14 protein-coding genes are annotated in these 13,235 nt (G+C 76.0%); 11 read left to right on the forward strand and 3 right to left on the reverse strand.

Going from position 1 to position 13,235, the window contains the following annotated elements; translation table 11 throughout:
- Positions 1-77 precede the first annotated feature (77 nt).
- Both ACFQ8Y_RS08670 and ACFQ8Y_RS08675 read left to right on the forward strand, forming a co-directional pair.
- Positions 78-698, forward strand: a complete 621-nt coding sequence (locus ACFQ8Y_RS08670) for an RNA polymerase sigma factor (RefSeq protein WP_430563352.1) — start codon at positions 78-80, stop codon at positions 696-698.
- A complete protein-coding gene (locus ACFQ8Y_RS08675; RefSeq protein WP_430585215.1) occupies positions 698-1,684 on the forward strand; it encodes a hypothetical protein in 987 nt (328 codons plus the stop codon). The genes ACFQ8Y_RS08670 and ACFQ8Y_RS08675 overlap by 1 nt, the downstream gene beginning before the upstream one ends.
- 38 nt (positions 1,685-1,722) lie before the next feature.
- Here ACFQ8Y_RS08675 and ACFQ8Y_RS08680 read toward each other — a convergent pair whose 3' ends face one another.
- Together ACFQ8Y_RS08680 and ACFQ8Y_RS08685 are read right to left on the reverse strand one after the other, a co-directional pair.
- Positions 1,723-2,409 carry a response regulator gene (locus ACFQ8Y_RS08680; RefSeq protein WP_430551430.1) on the reverse strand — a complete coding sequence of 229 codons (687 nt, stop codon included), beginning with the start codon at positions 2,407-2,409 and terminating at the stop codon, positions 1,723-1,725.
- Positions 2,406-4,139, reverse strand: a complete 1,734-nt coding sequence (locus tag ACFQ8Y_RS08685; protein WP_430551431.1) for a sensor histidine kinase — start codon at positions 4,137-4,139, stop codon at positions 2,406-2,408. The genes ACFQ8Y_RS08680 and ACFQ8Y_RS08685 overlap by 4 nt, the downstream gene beginning before the upstream one ends.
- 141 nt (positions 4,140-4,280) lie before the next feature.
- Here ACFQ8Y_RS08685 and ACFQ8Y_RS08690 point away from each other — a divergent pair, with 141 nt between their 5' ends.
- The 7 genes from ACFQ8Y_RS08690 (at position 4,281) to ACFQ8Y_RS08720 (ending at position 10,835) form a co-directional block, all read left to right on the forward strand.
- Complete coding sequence (locus ACFQ8Y_RS08690) at positions 4,281-5,258, forward strand: Bug family tripartite tricarboxylate transporter substrate binding protein (RefSeq protein WP_430585216.1); 978 nt, start codon at positions 4,281-4,283, stop codon at positions 5,256-5,258.
- Positions 5,255-5,800: a tripartite tricarboxylate transporter TctB family protein gene (locus ACFQ8Y_RS08695; protein WP_430585217.1), complete on the forward strand. Its 546-nt coding sequence runs from the start codon at positions 5,255-5,257 to the stop codon at positions 5,798-5,800. Before ACFQ8Y_RS08690 ends, ACFQ8Y_RS08695 begins: the two co-directional genes overlap by 4 nt.
- Before the next feature lie 13 nt (positions 5,801-5,813).
- Entirely contained in the window at positions 5,814-7,400 is a 1,587-nt protein-coding gene (locus tag ACFQ8Y_RS08700; RefSeq protein WP_430563357.1) for a tripartite tricarboxylate transporter permease, read from the forward strand.
- Positions 7,397-7,843: a universal stress protein gene (locus ACFQ8Y_RS08705; RefSeq protein WP_430585218.1), complete on the forward strand. Its 447-nt coding sequence runs from the start codon at positions 7,397-7,399 to the stop codon at positions 7,841-7,843. The genes ACFQ8Y_RS08700 and ACFQ8Y_RS08705 overlap by 4 nt, the downstream gene beginning before the upstream one ends.
- A 109-nt stretch (positions 7,844-7,952) precedes the next feature.
- The gene (locus tag ACFQ8Y_RS08710) at positions 7,953-8,540 is read left to right on the forward strand and encodes an RNA polymerase sigma factor (protein WP_430551436.1); all 588 of its coding nucleotides are present in this window, start codon (positions 7,953-7,955) and stop codon (positions 8,538-8,540) included.
- The gene (locus ACFQ8Y_RS08715) at positions 8,537-9,895 is read left to right on the forward strand and encodes a hypothetical protein (RefSeq protein WP_430585219.1); all 1,359 of its coding nucleotides are present in this window, start codon (positions 8,537-8,539) and stop codon (positions 9,893-9,895) included. The genes ACFQ8Y_RS08710 and ACFQ8Y_RS08715 overlap by 4 nt, the downstream gene beginning before the upstream one ends.
- 16 nt (positions 9,896-9,911) lie before the next feature.
- Positions 9,912-10,835, forward strand: coding sequence for a phosphotransferase family protein (locus ACFQ8Y_RS08720; protein ID WP_430585220.1), 924 nt, complete (start codon positions 9,912-9,914; stop codon positions 10,833-10,835).
- A 27-nt stretch (positions 10,836-10,862) separates the two neighbouring features.
- On the opposite strand, the gene ACFQ8Y_RS08725 is transcribed toward ACFQ8Y_RS08720, so the two are convergent.
- Positions 10,863-11,444, reverse strand: a complete 582-nt coding sequence (locus ACFQ8Y_RS08725; RefSeq protein WP_430585221.1) for a hypothetical protein — start codon at positions 11,442-11,444, stop codon at positions 10,863-10,865.
- A gap of 68 nt (positions 11,445-11,512) precedes the next feature.
- On the opposite strand from ACFQ8Y_RS08725, the gene ACFQ8Y_RS08730 reads away from it, so the two are divergent.
- Together ACFQ8Y_RS08730 and ACFQ8Y_RS08735 are read left to right on the forward strand one after the other, a co-directional pair.
- Positions 11,513-12,691, forward strand: coding sequence for an SLC13 family permease (locus ACFQ8Y_RS08730; RefSeq protein ID WP_430551440.1), 1,179 nt, complete (start codon positions 11,513-11,515; stop codon positions 12,689-12,691).
- A gap of 33 nt (positions 12,692-12,724) precedes the next feature.
- Entirely contained in the window at positions 12,725-13,192 is a 468-nt protein-coding gene (locus tag ACFQ8Y_RS08735; protein WP_430585222.1) for a luciferase family protein, read from the forward strand.
- The last annotated feature ends 43 nt before the right edge of the window (positions 13,193-13,235 follow it).

Raw genomic sequence — 13,235 nt, forward strand, 5'->3', positions numbered from 1 at the left:
CCCGGCCGCCCTGCAACGCTCGGGCCGGACGTGGACATGTCCCGGTCGTCACCGTCCCCCGGTCGGAAGGACCGCCCATGCCCACCCGCGAACCGCCGGACCACGAGGCGCGCTTCACCGCGCTCTTCGAGGCCACGCACCGCCCGCTGCTCGCCTACGCGGTGCGACGCGTCGCCGACCCCGCGGACGCCGCCGACGTCGTCGCCGAGGCGTTCCTCGTCGCATGGCGGCGCATCGAGGACGTCCCCGCCGGCCCGGACGCGCGCCCGTGGATGTTCGGCGTGGCGCGCCGCGTCCTCGCGAACCACCACCGCGGGACCAGGCGCCGCACCGCCCTGGCGGACCGCCTGCGGGCCGAGGTCGTCGAGGCCGTGCCGCCTCCGTCCGACGACGACGTCAGCGACGTCGAGCAGGCCCTCGCGCGCCTCGGCGACGAGGACCGGGAGCTGCTGCGCCTCGTCGCGTGGGAGCAGCTCGCGCGGGACGAGATCGCGATGGTGCTCGGCGTCTCCCGCGCCGCGGTGCGCGTCCGGCTGCACCGCGCCCGACGGCGGCTGGCCGACCAGCTGGCCGCGCTCGCCGCGGCGGACGGCGTCCCCGGCGTGCGACGCACCGACCGGGCCGCGCAACGCACCGTCCCGGCCGGACAGGTGATCAGCGGGTGGGCACCTGCCCGCCCCGGAACCGAGGAGGCGTGATGAGCGACCTGATGAAGCGGCTGAGCGCCGCGGACCCGGCCCGCCGGGCCCGACTCGACGCCGTGGACGAGGCGGCGTTCGCCGCCCTGCGCGAGGAGATCACCATGACGAGCACCGACGGCGCGACCGCGCCCGCCCTGCCCACCGCCGGCGACCCGCTCCCCCGGCGACGCCGCCTCGGGCGCCGCGGCGCGGTGGCGCTCGGCCTGGCCGCCGTCCTCACCGGGGGCGGCGTGGCCTACGCGGCGATCCAGGCGTTCCAGGGCTCCAGCGGCGAGGGCGTCACCTGCGTCCACGCCTGGACCGCGGACACCGCCGAAGGGCTGGACGTCGACGCCGCCGGCTCGTGGATCACCGGCGACCCGTACGCCGACTGCACCACGCTGCTCGCCGAGGCCGGGCTGCCCCCGATCGAGGACCCCGTCGCCTTCGCGTGGGACGGCCAGACGGTCGTGGCCCCCGCCGGCCAGGTGCCCGAGGGCGTGCAGCGCCTGGAGGGGTCCCAGGCGGTGGGCACCGGCGTCGTCGAGCTGCAGCAGAGCGTCGTCGACCCGGTCGACGGCGGCTGGAGCGAGTGCCGCTCCGTCGCCGAGGGCGCCACCTGGGCCCAGGGGGAGATCGACCGGCTCGGCCTGCAGGACTGGACCGTCGCCTCGGAGGACGCGAGCGGGACCTCGCCGTCGTGCTCCCACCTCGAGGTCAACGTCGGGGAGCGCACGCTCACCGTCAGCCCGTCGGAGGACCCGTACCAGAGGCTGTCCGCGCCGGACGTGGACGCGATGATCGGCGCGCTCCGGGGCCGGGTGGTGGACGAGTGCCTCCCCGCCGACGAGGCGCGGGCGGTCGCCGACGAGGCGGTCGCGTCGTTCGACTTCGAGGTCCCGACGAGGGAGGTGACCGACGAGTCGGCCGGGTGCTCCCGGGTGGACGTCTTCCTCGGCGGCACCATCGAGGTGACCGTGTACGGGCCGAGCGCGGCCGGCTGACCCGGCCCGACGTCCGTGTCCGCAGCGCCGCTGCCGGCTCAGCGCAGCCGGTAGCGGCGCTCGGGGCGCCCCGCGGTGCCGTAGTTGAGGCGCACCGCGGCGCGCCCCGTCGTCGCGAAGTGCTCCAGGTAGCGGCGGGCGCTGACCCGGCTGACGCCGACGGCGTCGGCGCACTCGGTCGCGCTGAGCTCGGCGCCGTCCGCGAGCACGGCCAGCACGGCGTCGGCGGTCTCCTGGCTGAGCCCCTTGGGCAGGGGCTCGCGCGGGGCGGCGGCCTGCGGCGGGCGGGCGAAGACGGCGTCGATGTCCGCCTGGATGTCCGCGCCGGCGTCGTCGTCGAGCCCTTCGAGCGCGACCCGCGCGCGGCGGAACTCCTGGAGGCGCGCCGTGAGGTCGTCGGACGCGAACGGCTTGACGAGGTAGTGCGCCGCCCCGCCCGCCGCCGCGGCGCGCACCGTGTCCGCCTCGCGGGCGGCGGTGATGACGACGACGCCCAGGTCGTGACCGGCCGCGCGCAGGCGGCGCAGCACCTCGATGCCGCTCATGTCGGGCAGGTGCACGTCGAGCAGCACGAGATCCGGCCGCAGCGCCTCGACGGCGGCGATCGCGTCGGCGCCCGAGTGGGCCTCCCCGACCACGCGGAACCCCGGGACCCGCTCCACGAAGCGGCGGTGGATGGACGCGACCATGAAGTCGTCCTCCACCACCAGCACGTCGAGGCTCACGCCTGCTGCACCTCCTGGTCGGCCCGTCCGGTGCCCGCGACCGACTGCGGCAGCCGGGCGATGAACACGGCACCGCCCTCCCCGGCACGGGCGTCGCCATTGTGCACCGTCACCCTCCCGCCGCGGCGCTGCGCCAGCACGTGCACCAGGGCGAGGCCCACGCCCCGGCCGGTCGCGCCGTGCGGCTTCGTGCTCCACCCGCGCCGGAAGATCTCGTCCGCCTGCTCGGGCGGCACGCCCCGCCCGGTGTCCGCGACCTCGACGAGGACGTCGTGCGCGGGCCCGTCCAGCGCCAGGCGCACCCGGACCATGGCGGGCGCCGCGACGCCGTGCGCGTCCGGGCCCGCGGCCCACGCCGCGGCGTCGACGGCGTTGTCCACGAGGTTGCCGAGCACGGTCCCCACGTCCGCGGACAGGTCCGGGTCCAGTCGGGGCAGCGCGCTGCCCGGGTCGACGACGAGCTCCACGTGCCGCTCGTCCGCGAGCGTCGCCTTCGCGATGAGCAGCGCCGCCACCGCCGGGTCGGCGACGCGCGCCGTCACGACGTCGCTCAGGTCGGCACGGCGCCGCGTCAGGCGCTCGACGAACCGCCCCACCTCGTCGTACTCCCCCAGCTCGATGAGCCCCGAGACGGTGTGCAGCTGGTTGCTGAACTCGTGCGTCTGCGCGCGCAGCGTCTCGGTGACGCTCTCGCGCGCGTGCAGCTCGCTCTGCAGCGCCAGCAGCTCGGTGCGGTCGCGCAGCGTGGTCACCGTGCCGGCCGGGCGGCCGTCGTGCAGGACGCGGCGGCGGTTGAGCACCAGCACCGTGTCGCCCGCGACCAGGACCGCGTCGTGCACCTCGTCGGTGCCGCGCAGCAGGTCGAGGACGGCGGGGTCGAGGCCCAGGTCCTCCAGGCGGCGGCCCGTCGGGTCGGGCGCGTCGCCCGCCCCTGCGACCGGCCCGACGAGGCCGAGCAGCTCGCGGGCGCTGTCGCTCATGAGGCTCACGGCGCCGTCGTCCCCCACGACGACGACCCCCTCGCGGATCGAGCGCAGCACGCCCTCGCGGTGGTCCGCGAGCGCCGCGATCTGCGCCGGCTCCAGGCCGCGCGTGCGCCGCTTCACCAGGCGTGCCAGCAGCCACGACCCGGCGGCCGCGAGCGCGGTGCCGATGCCCAGCACCACGAGCACGTCGCCGCCGGCGTCCGAGAGCCGCTCCGTCAGCGGCGGGTACGGGTCGGCCAGCACGACGACGGCCACCGGCTCGGGCGCGCGCGGCTCCGGCACCGGGTCGCTGCCGCCGTAGACCGGCACCCACGCCGCGATCGAGCTCCCCGCCACGTCGGCGACGTCGCCGCTGCCGGCGCGCGTGGCGGCGTCGTCGGGCAGGTCGAGACGCTCGCCGGTGCGGGTCGGGTCCGTGGCGACGAGGATGCGTCCCTCGGGGTCGGTGAGGTAGGCGTTGCGGGCGTCGACGTAGGCCGCGCGGGTCTGCAGGTAGAACGCGAGCGCCTGCGTGTCGGGCGCGTCCGCGGCGAGCGACGCCTGCACCGCCGGGATGCCCGCCAGGCCCTCCGCCGCCACCTCGAGCCGGTCCGCGCGGTCGTCGCGGAACTCGGCGTCGGCCTGTCCCAGGAAGACGACGGCGGCCGCGGCGACGACGACGAGCAGCACGGCGAGCTGCAGCGCCAGCACCTGACCGCCGAGCGTCAGGTGGCGCCGGGAGCCCTGCGAGCGTCGTGACCGCAAGTTCCACAACCTCCTTTGGTTGCCCAATGATGACGCGCCCCACGCGTACCTGTGACGATCTCACCCGGGGCACAGCCGCCCCGCAGCACCGACAGTCTGGAGTACCCGGTGTCGACGACGACATCCCGCCGACGACGTGGCGTGCGCGCCGCCGTCGCCGCCGCCCTCGCCGCGACCCTCGTGGCGGTCTCCGCCGCGTGCGGAGTGACGCGCGGCGACGACTCGACCGACCTCGACATGTGGATCCCCAACAGCCCGGGCGGCGGCTACGACCAGACCGGCCGCGCCGCCGTCGGCGTCCTGGACCGCGACGGCATCACCGGCGGCGACATCCAGGTCACCAACATCCTCGGCGCGGGCGGCTCGGTCGCCATGTCGCGGCTCATGGGCGAGGCGGGCAACGAGCGGCTCCTGATGACGCTCGGGCTCGGCGTCGTGGGCTCCACCTACTCGTTCGGCGTGGACGCCCGGCCGCACGACGCGACCCCCATCGCCCAGCTCATCGAGGAGCAGGAGGGGGTGCTGGTCCCCGCGGACTCGCCGTTCGAGACCATCGACGACCTCGTCGCCGCGTGGGAGGACGACCCGGGCTCCGTGGTCGTGGGCGGCGGGTCGTCGCCCGGCGGCCCCGACCACCTGTTCCCCATGCAGCTCGCCAAGGCGACCGGCGTGGACCCGAAGGACCTGCGGTACGTGTCGTACGACGGCGGCGGCCCGCTGACCAGCGCCCTGCTGGGGCACAAGATCCAGGTCGGGTTCTCCGGCCTGGCCGAGTTCGAGGGGCAGATCGAGGCGGGCGAGCTGCGCGTGCTCGCCGTCTCCGGCGAGGAGCGCGTCGCCGGGGACGTCCTCGCCGACGTCCCGACCCTCACCGAGTCCGGCATCGACCTCGTCTTCACCAACTGGCGCGGCGTCGTCGCCCCGCCCGGCATCAGTGACGAGGCCCGCGACCGGCTCGTCGACTACCTCACCCGCATGCACGACTCGCCCGAGTGGGACCAGGCCCTGGCCGACAACGGCTGGACCGACGCCTTCACCACCGGCGACGACTTCGAGCGGTTCCTGCGCGAGCAGGACGAGCGGGTGTCGACCACCCTGAAGGAGCTGAACCTGCTGTGAGCACCGAGGTGGAGACCCCCGACGCGGGGCCGGCCGGCGAGGATCCACGTGGCCCGGGCACCCCACGCGTCGACGCCGCCCAGTACGGGCTGTCGGCCGTGCTGCTCGTCGTCGGCGCCTACACCGTCTACGACGCCGCGACCCTCGAGGTCGGGTTCGCCGACCCCGTGGGCCCGCGCGTCTTCCCCTTCGTCATCGGCGCGGGGCTGGCGGTGACGAGCGTGCTGCTGGCCGTCGCGACGGCGCGCGGCTCGCGCCCCGAGCCGGAGGCGGGCGAGGACGTCGACGTCACGACCCCGGCCGACTGGCCCACGGTGCTGAAGCTGGTCGGAGTCATCCTGCTGACCGTCGCCACCGTGAGCTGGCTCGGGTGGGCGCTCGCGGGCGCCGTCCTCTTCGCCGGGTCGGCGTGGGCGCTCGGCAGCCGCACGGTGATCCGCGACGTGCTGGTGGGCCTCGTGCTCGCCGTGGCCAGCTGGTACGGCTTCGTCGTCGGGCTGGGCATCCCGCTCACGCCCGGCGTCCTCGACGGGATCCTGTGAGGGGGCGGGACTGATGGAGAACCTCGGACTGCTGTGGGACGGCCTCGGCGCCGCCCTCACCCCCATGAACCTCCTGTACGCCGCGGTGGGCGTGCTGCTCGGCACCTTCGTCGGCGTGCTGCCCGGCATCGGGCCGGCGATGGCGATCGCGCTGCTGCTCCCCGTGACGTTCGGGCTGGAGCCCACGCAGGCGTTCATCATGTTCGCCGGGCTGTACTACGGCGGCATGTACGGCGGGTCGACGACGTCGATCCTGCTCAACACGCCCGGCGAGTCCGCGTCCGTGATGACGGCGCTCGAGGGCAACCTCATGGCGCGGGCCGGGCGGGGCGCGCAGGCGTTGGCGACCGCCGCGGTCGGGTCGTTCGTCGCCGGCACGATCGGCACGCTCCTGGTCGCGATGTTCGCGCCGGCGCTGGCGGACGTCGCCGTGGAGATCGGCGCGCCGTCGTACTTCGCGCTCATGGTGCTGGCGCTCGTCATGACGGCGACGGTGCTGGGCGCGAGCCCGCTGCGCGGCCTCATGTCGCTGTTCGTGGGCCTGACGATCGGCCTGGTGGGCCTCGACCTCAACACCGGGCAGCCGCGCCTGACGTTCGGCGTCACGCAGCTCGTGGACCGGCTCGACATCGTGGTGGTGGCCGTCGGCATCTTCGCGCTCGGCGAGGCCCTGTGGGTCGCGGCGCACCTGCGTCGCAAGCCCGCGCGCGTCGTGCCGGTCGGGCAGCCGTGGCTGGGTCGCGAGGACCTGCGCCGGTCCTGGAAGCCCTGGCTGCGCGGCACGGCGTACGGGTTCCCGTTCGGCGCGCTGCCCGCGGGCGGCGCCGAGCTGCCGACGTTCCTGTCGTTCGTCACCGAGCGCAGCCTGGCGAAGCGCGGCGTCGCCCGCCGGAGGGCGGACGCCAAGGACGAGTTCGGCCGGGGCGCCATCGAGGGCGTCGCCGGTCCGGAGGCCGCGAACAACGCGTCGGCCGCGGGCATGCTCGTGCCGATGCTGGCGCTGGGCCTGCCCGTGACCGCGACGGCGTCGGTGATGCTGTCCGCGCTCCAGGGGTACGGCATCCAGCCCGGCCCGCAGCTCATGACCGAGCACGCGGACATGGTGTGGACGCTGCTCGCCAGCCTGCTGGTCGGCAACCTGCTGCTGCTCGTGCTCAACCTGCCGCTGGCACCGCTGTGGGCGCGGCTGCTGCGCATCCCGCGGCCCCAGCTGTACGCGGGCATCCTGTTCTTCGCCTGCCTGGGCGCCTACGCCACCAACCTCGACCCGTTCGACATCGCCCTGCTGCTGGTGTTCGGCCTGCTCGGCATGGCGATGCGCCGGTTCGGACTCCCCGTGCTGCCGCTCATCCTCGGCGTCATCCTCGGCCCGCTCATGGAGACCAAGCTGCGCGAGGCGCTCACCATCTCCGGCGGCGACCCCGCCATCCTGTGGAGCGAGCCGCTGGCGATCGCCATCTACGCGGTCCTGGCGCTGGTCCTGCTGACCCGGCCGCTGCTGTCGCGGTGGCGGTCGCGGACGGAGTCGCGGATCGTCGCGGAGGCGGAGCACACGCAGGAGGCGGACGACGAGACCGTGACCGAAGGGAGCGCCCGATGACCACGACCCCGGGGCAGGAGCAGACCCCGCCCCCCGCCGACGGCTGGGTGGTGGTGGCCTGGACGCCCGACGAGTTCGGTGCCGCCGCGCTGGAGCACGCGATCGCCTGGGCCGCCGAGGGCGGGCGCGGCGTGGCCGTCGTCAACGGCACCCGCGGCGACGCCCTGGTGGACGAGCGGTTCGCCGCCCCCGCCGGGCTCGCCGACCTCGCCGAACGGCTGCGGGGCACCGGGCTGCCGCACGTCGTGCGGCAGGAGATGGGGCGCGACGTCGCGGAGCAGGTGCTCGACGTCGCGGCCGAGCTGTCCGCCCGGCTCGTCGTCGTCGGGCTGCGGCACCGCAGCCCCGTGGGCAAGCTGCTCATGGGCTCCGTCGCGCAGCGCATCCTGCTCACCGCCGAGTGCCCCGTGCTCGCCGTGAAGCCCGGGGAACACCCCGCCTGACGGCCTGAGATCGGTCATCCGGTGCGAGCTCGGTCCACCTCCGGACCGATCTCGCACCGGATGACCGAACTCGCGCGTAAGTCATCGCCCGGCCGGGACACTACGTCGTGTGAGCACCCCCGACGACGCCGCCGACCGGCGCGAACGACTGTCCGCGCTGTGGAGCGCGCACGCCGTCCGCGTCCAGGCGTACCTGTGGCGGCACACCGACCCGGACACCGCGCAGGACGTGCTCTCCGAGACGTTCCTCGTGGCGTGGCGCCGCCTCGACGACGTCCCCGACCCGGCGCTGCCGTGGCTGCTGGTCGTGGCCCGCAACCTCGTGCGCAACGCGCACCGTGCCGCGCGGCGCCGCCGCACGCTCGACGACGAGCTCGCCTCGCTCGCGGCCTCCGCGCCCCTGCCGGAGGCCGCACCCGAGGCCCTCGCCGTCGAGCGCGACGCCCTGCTGCGCGGCCTCGCCCGCCTCGGCGAGCGCGAGCGGGAGGCGATCCTCCTCGTCGCGTGGGACGGCCTCGCCCCCGCCGACGCGGCCGACGTCGCCGGGTGCAGCACCGCGACGTTCCACGTCCGGCTGCACCGCGCCCGACGCCGGCTGGCCGCCGACGCCGACCACGCCGACGGTGCCCCCGGCGCGGCCCCCGCCGCCGCGACCACCGCCCTCCGCTCCGCCGCGTCCTCCAGGAGGTCCGCATGAGCACCGCAGGCAGCTCCACCGGTATCGACGAGCGGCTCGCCCGCCTCGCCCCCACCGCGTCCCTCGACCCCGAGCGGCTCGCCGCCGCCCGCGCGGTGCTCGACGACGTGCTCGACGAGACCCTCGACGGCGACCGCGACGGGTCCGGCCCCTCCCGCAGCCGACGCGTCGGGGGCGCGCACGTGCTCGACCTCGACGACGCCCGCGCCCGCCGCGACGCCGCGGACGGTGATGCCCCCCTCCCCCTGGTCGACGACGACCTCGTCGTGCCGCTCGACCGCGGCCGCACCGCGCGCGAGCGCCGCCGTCGGCGCGTGCAGCTCGGCGCCGCCGCGGCCGGCGTCGTCGGCGTCGTCGCCGTCGGGCTGGTGCTGGCACCGCGACCCGCTCCCGGGCCGGCGTCACCCGAGTCGTCGTGCGCCGAGCAGCTCACCGCGTCCCTGCCCGAGCGGTTCGACCTCCACCCGGCTTGGTCGTCGCTCGCCCACGACACCGTCGGCGGGGCGAGCCTGACGATGCTGCGGTCGCCCGAGAAGCTGACCGGATTCTGCGCGGACACGAGTGACGCGGCGGGCTCGACCAGGACGAACACCCTGTGGACCGATCCCGCGCCCACGGCGTCTACCGGGGAGGTCACGCTCGGCGGGGTCATGGACGACGACTGGTACGTCGCCTGGGGAGATGTCGGCTCGGTGGCCAGGGACGTCCGGCTCCAGGTGGAACCGCCGCGCGACGCCGGAGCCCCGGGCTCCCTGCTCGTCGTCGACACTGTCCGGGACGGCGCCGGCTGGACCGTCATGATGCCCGGCGACCGCGTGCCGACCGACGCCCGCGTCTCGCTGCTCTGGCGGGAGGACGGCACTGCCCGGTCGCTGGCGCTCGACAGCGCCTGGCCCGAGGACGGGGAGCCGGCCACGGCGCTCACCGAGCAGCGTCGTCAGCGGTGCACGGACGGCCCCGACGTCACCGGCCTCCGACCGCTGATCGAGCGACGCTACGACGACCTCGGGCTCACCGCGATGATGAACGACCGGCGCGAGCTCGTCATGTGCGTCCAGGACGCGTACCCGCCGTACCAGGCCTGGACCGTGACGAACGGCAGGGCCGACGCCGCCCCGGCGCGCGACGTGGCGGCGGTGGAGATCGGCACCTCGACGGACGGCGCCCACGTGCTGACGGGCTTCGCAGGCGCGGACGTCGAGCGCGTCGAGCTGGAGACGGAGGACGGCACCGTCGTCCCCGCCGAGCTGTCCGACGGGTACTGGGTCGCATGGAGCACGACCTCTGGCGGCGACATCCTCGACGAGGCACAGCTGGTCTGGTATCTCGACGACGGCTCGCGGCACGAGGACTGAGCGCTAACCTGCCCGGATGTCTCGTGCGGTCCCTGACCTCCGCGCCCTGTCCGACCGGCAGCGCGAGCTGCTGAGCGCCTGGCTGCCGGACGTCGCGGTCAAGGAGGACATGAGCTGGCGACTGGTGGAGACGACCGTCCTCCGCGTGGCCGCGGGCGGGCGGACGCTAGTCGTCAAGGCCGGGGGCGAGCGGGATCACCACATCGCCCGCGAGGTCCGGGCGCACCGGGAGTGGACGGGGCCCTGGCTCGCGGACGCCCCCGACGCACGGGTGGACGCGGACCGGGTGGACGCGGACCGGGTCGGGCGCCTGGTGCGCGCCGACGTCGACGCCAAGCTGCTCGTCACGACGTACCAGCCGGGCCGGCTGGTCCAGGACGACGCGGCCGCCGCCGACCCGGACACCTACGAGCAGGCGGGGCGGCTGCTGGCGGCACTGCACGGGCAGCTCGCCGTCGAGGACCTCGGCTACGAGGCGAGGGCGAACGCCCGGTCCGAGCGGTGGCTGGGCGGTCCGCACCGGATCGCCCCGGGGGACGTGGCGCGGTTGCGCACGCTGATCCGCTCCTGGCCCACGCCGCCCGCCGTCGTCGTCCCGACGCACGGCGACTGGCAGGCACGCAACTGGCTGGTGGACGACGGTGGCACTGTGCGCGTCATCGACCTCGGGCGCGCGGACCTGCGGCCGGCGATGAGCGACCTCGACCGGCTCGCGTCGCGGGAGTTCCGGCGGTACCCGGGCGCCGAGGAGGCGTTCCTCGCCGGGTACGGGCACGACCCGCGCGAGCCGGGAGCGTGGTCCCGGTCGCGGGTGCGCGAGGCGATCGGTACCGCCTGCTGGGCGTACCAGGTGGGCGACGACGCGTTCGAGGCGCAGGGCCACCGCCTCGTCGCGGAGGCGCTGGCCGACGCCGGCGGCGCCCGCCCGACGAGCCCCTGATCAGGCCGGACGGGCGCCGCAGGCAGCTCATTGCGGCGCGGTGAGGTGCTCCTCCCACGGCAGCAGGGTGACCGGGTGCGGCGGGTGGTCGGACGCCCTCAGCGTCAGATCCACGACGGCGGCGCGCACCCGTGCCCAGTCGCCGTCGCCGGGGCCGCCGGGCCCGTCCGACCCCTGCACGACCTCGAGGATCTGTCGCAGCACCAGGACGGCGCGTGCCCGGTCGACCCGGTCGGCGGTGCCGGGCCGGGTGGCGGCGCGCACGACCTGGGCGGCGAGCGCCGCGCCGCGCGACCCGGTCTCGAGCGGGTCCGACGTGGCCAGGCGCACCGGCACGGGGGCCGCCCGCAGCGACCAGCGCGCGCCGGACGGGTCGTGCGCCACGATGCGCGTCGGGCCGCGGAGCAGCGACGCCACCAGCAGCCCGACGGCGACCAGCACCGTCACGCCGCCGACGGTCAGCACCCAGCCGGCCGTCTGCGGCCCGGCGACGTCGGTGAGCATCAGCACGCCCAACCACACGACCCAGACGGTGGCGCAGCCGAGCGCCACGAGCGCGAAGATCAGGGGCGCGGAGGCGTCCCCGGGGCGTCGGCGTCGAGTGCTCATACCCCTCAGTTGCCGGCCGAGGCCCGATCACTACCTCCGACCTTCGAACCGACGTCTACGCTCAGCCCGTGACACGCCGCGCGCGACGGCTCCTGCCGCCCCTGTGGGTCCCGGCGCTCCTCCTCGTCGTCGCCCTGCCCCTGTCGGGTGCGCTGCCGGCCGCCGAGGCCCGCTCCCTCGCCGCCCTGACCGGGCCGGTGCTGGGCTTCGTCGTCCTGCTCACGGTGGTCGCCGAGCTCTGCGCCGGCGCGGGGCTGTTCGACGCCGTCGCGGACGGCGCCGCCCGGCTCGCCCGCGGGCGGGCGGTGGCGCTCTGGCTCCTCGTGGCCGCAGTCGCGACCGTCTGCACCGTCGTCCTGTCGCTCGACACCACGGCCGTGCTGCTCACCCCGGCCGTCGTGGCCGTCGCCCGCCGCGCCGGCCGCGACCCGCTCCCCCTCGCGCTCACGGTGCTGGCGCTCGCCAACACGGCGTCGCTCCTGCTGCCGGTCTCCAACCTCACCAACCTCATGGCCGCGTCGTCGTTCGACGCCGGGTACCTCGGCGTCATGGTGGCGCCCGCCGTCGCGGTGGTCGTCGTCGTGGTCGCCGCGCTCGCCGTCCTGCACGCGCCCGCCCTGCGCGGCACGTACGCCGTCCCGGAGCCTCGCCGGGCCGCCGACCCGGTGCTGCTGTGGACGGCGGGCGCGGTCGTCGTCCTCATGGGGGCCGGCTTCGCCGCCGGGCTGCCGGTGCTGCCCGTGGCGCTGGGCGCCGCGGTCGCGCTCGGGGCCGCGACGGCGTGGCGCCGGGTGCCGCTCCTCGTCCCGGTGCGCGAGCTGGTGCCGTGGCGGACGGTCGTGGTCACCGCCGGCCTGTTCGCCGTCGTCGGGACGTGGCACGCGCACGGTCTCACCGACCTGCTCGCCCCGCTCGTGGGTACGGGCGACGACGCGGGCGCCCTCGCCCAGGTCGCCGCCGTCGGCGCGGCGTCCGCGAACGCGGTGAACAACCTGCCCGCCTACCTCGCCCTCGCCCCCACCGTGACGGGCGACGACGCCCGGCTGGCGGCCTTGCTCGTCGGCGTCAACGCCGGGCCGCTCGTCACGCCCTGGGCGTCGCTCGCCACGCTGCTGTGGCTCCAGCAGTACCGGCGGCACACGTTCTCCGCGCCGGTGGGCCTGGTGCGCCGCGTCGTCACCCAGGGCGCCGTCGTGGCGCCGCTCGCCGTCGCGGCCGGCGTGCTCGCCCTGGCTGTCGTGAGCTGACGTCCCGGCTGCCGGGGCGGGTACGGTGCCACCGTGCCGACCTCCCCACACCTGACCACCGCCCGCCCGGGCGACCGTCCTGACACGTCCGACGAGGGCCCGCACCGCCAGCTCACCCAACGCTCGACCCCTGCGCTGTGGGGCGAGCTGGTCGCCCGAGTGTTCGCGCTCGACGGCGTCGTGGAGGGCCACAGCCAGGTGTCGCCGAAGTCCTCGCGCGCGGTCTTCCTCGCCGGCCTCGAGCAGGAGCGGGAGCCGGCGACGAACCTGGCCCCGGGACGTCGCCTCGAGCCCGTGCACCTGCACGGCGTGACCGACACGAGCGTGCACCTGGTGCTGCCGCACGAGCGCGGCGAGGAGCTCGTCGCGCTCGGGTGGGCGGAGCCGCACCAGTACGAGGACTTCGGCACCGAGTACATGGTCTACGGCCCGCGCGACGCCGCGGAGGTCGACGCCGTCGTGTCCGTCGTGGCCGAGAGCATCGCCTTCGCACGGGGCTGAGGCCTCACGCCGGGACGGGCGCGGCGTGTCCGTCGGGGTCCAG

Source organism: Isoptericola sp. NPDC056605 (assembly GCF_042792795.1).
In the GTDB taxonomy this organism is placed as follows: Bacteria; Actinomycetota; Actinomycetes; order Actinomycetales; family Cellulomonadaceae; genus Isoptericola.

Excerpts from the sequence above, each read along its gene's own strand:
- ACFQ8Y_RS08720 (WP_430585220.1), top strand. The coding sequence starts at position 9,912 with ATGTCTCGTGCGGTCCCTGACCTCCGCGCCCTGTCCGACCGGCAGCGC.
- ACFQ8Y_RS08715 (WP_430585219.1), top strand. The coding sequence starts at position 8,537 with ATGAGCACCGCAGGCAGCTCCACCGGTATCGACGAGCGGCTCGCCCGC.
- ACFQ8Y_RS08725 (WP_430585221.1), bottom strand. The coding sequence starts at position 11,444 with ATGAGCACTCGACGCCGACGCCCCGGGGACGCCTCCGCGCCCCTGATC.
- ACFQ8Y_RS08670 (WP_430563352.1), top strand. The coding sequence starts at position 78 with ATGCCCACCCGCGAACCGCCGGACCACGAGGCGCGCTTCACCGCGCTC.
- ACFQ8Y_RS08700 (WP_430563357.1), top strand. The coding sequence starts at position 5,814 with ATGGAGAACCTCGGACTGCTGTGGGACGGCCTCGGCGCCGCCCTCACC.
- ACFQ8Y_RS08675 (WP_430585215.1), top strand. The coding sequence starts at position 698 with ATGAGCGACCTGATGAAGCGGCTGAGCGCCGCGGACCCGGCCCGCCGG.
- ACFQ8Y_RS08705 (WP_430585218.1), top strand. The coding sequence starts at position 7,397 with ATGACCACGACCCCGGGGCAGGAGCAGACCCCGCCCCCCGCCGACGGC.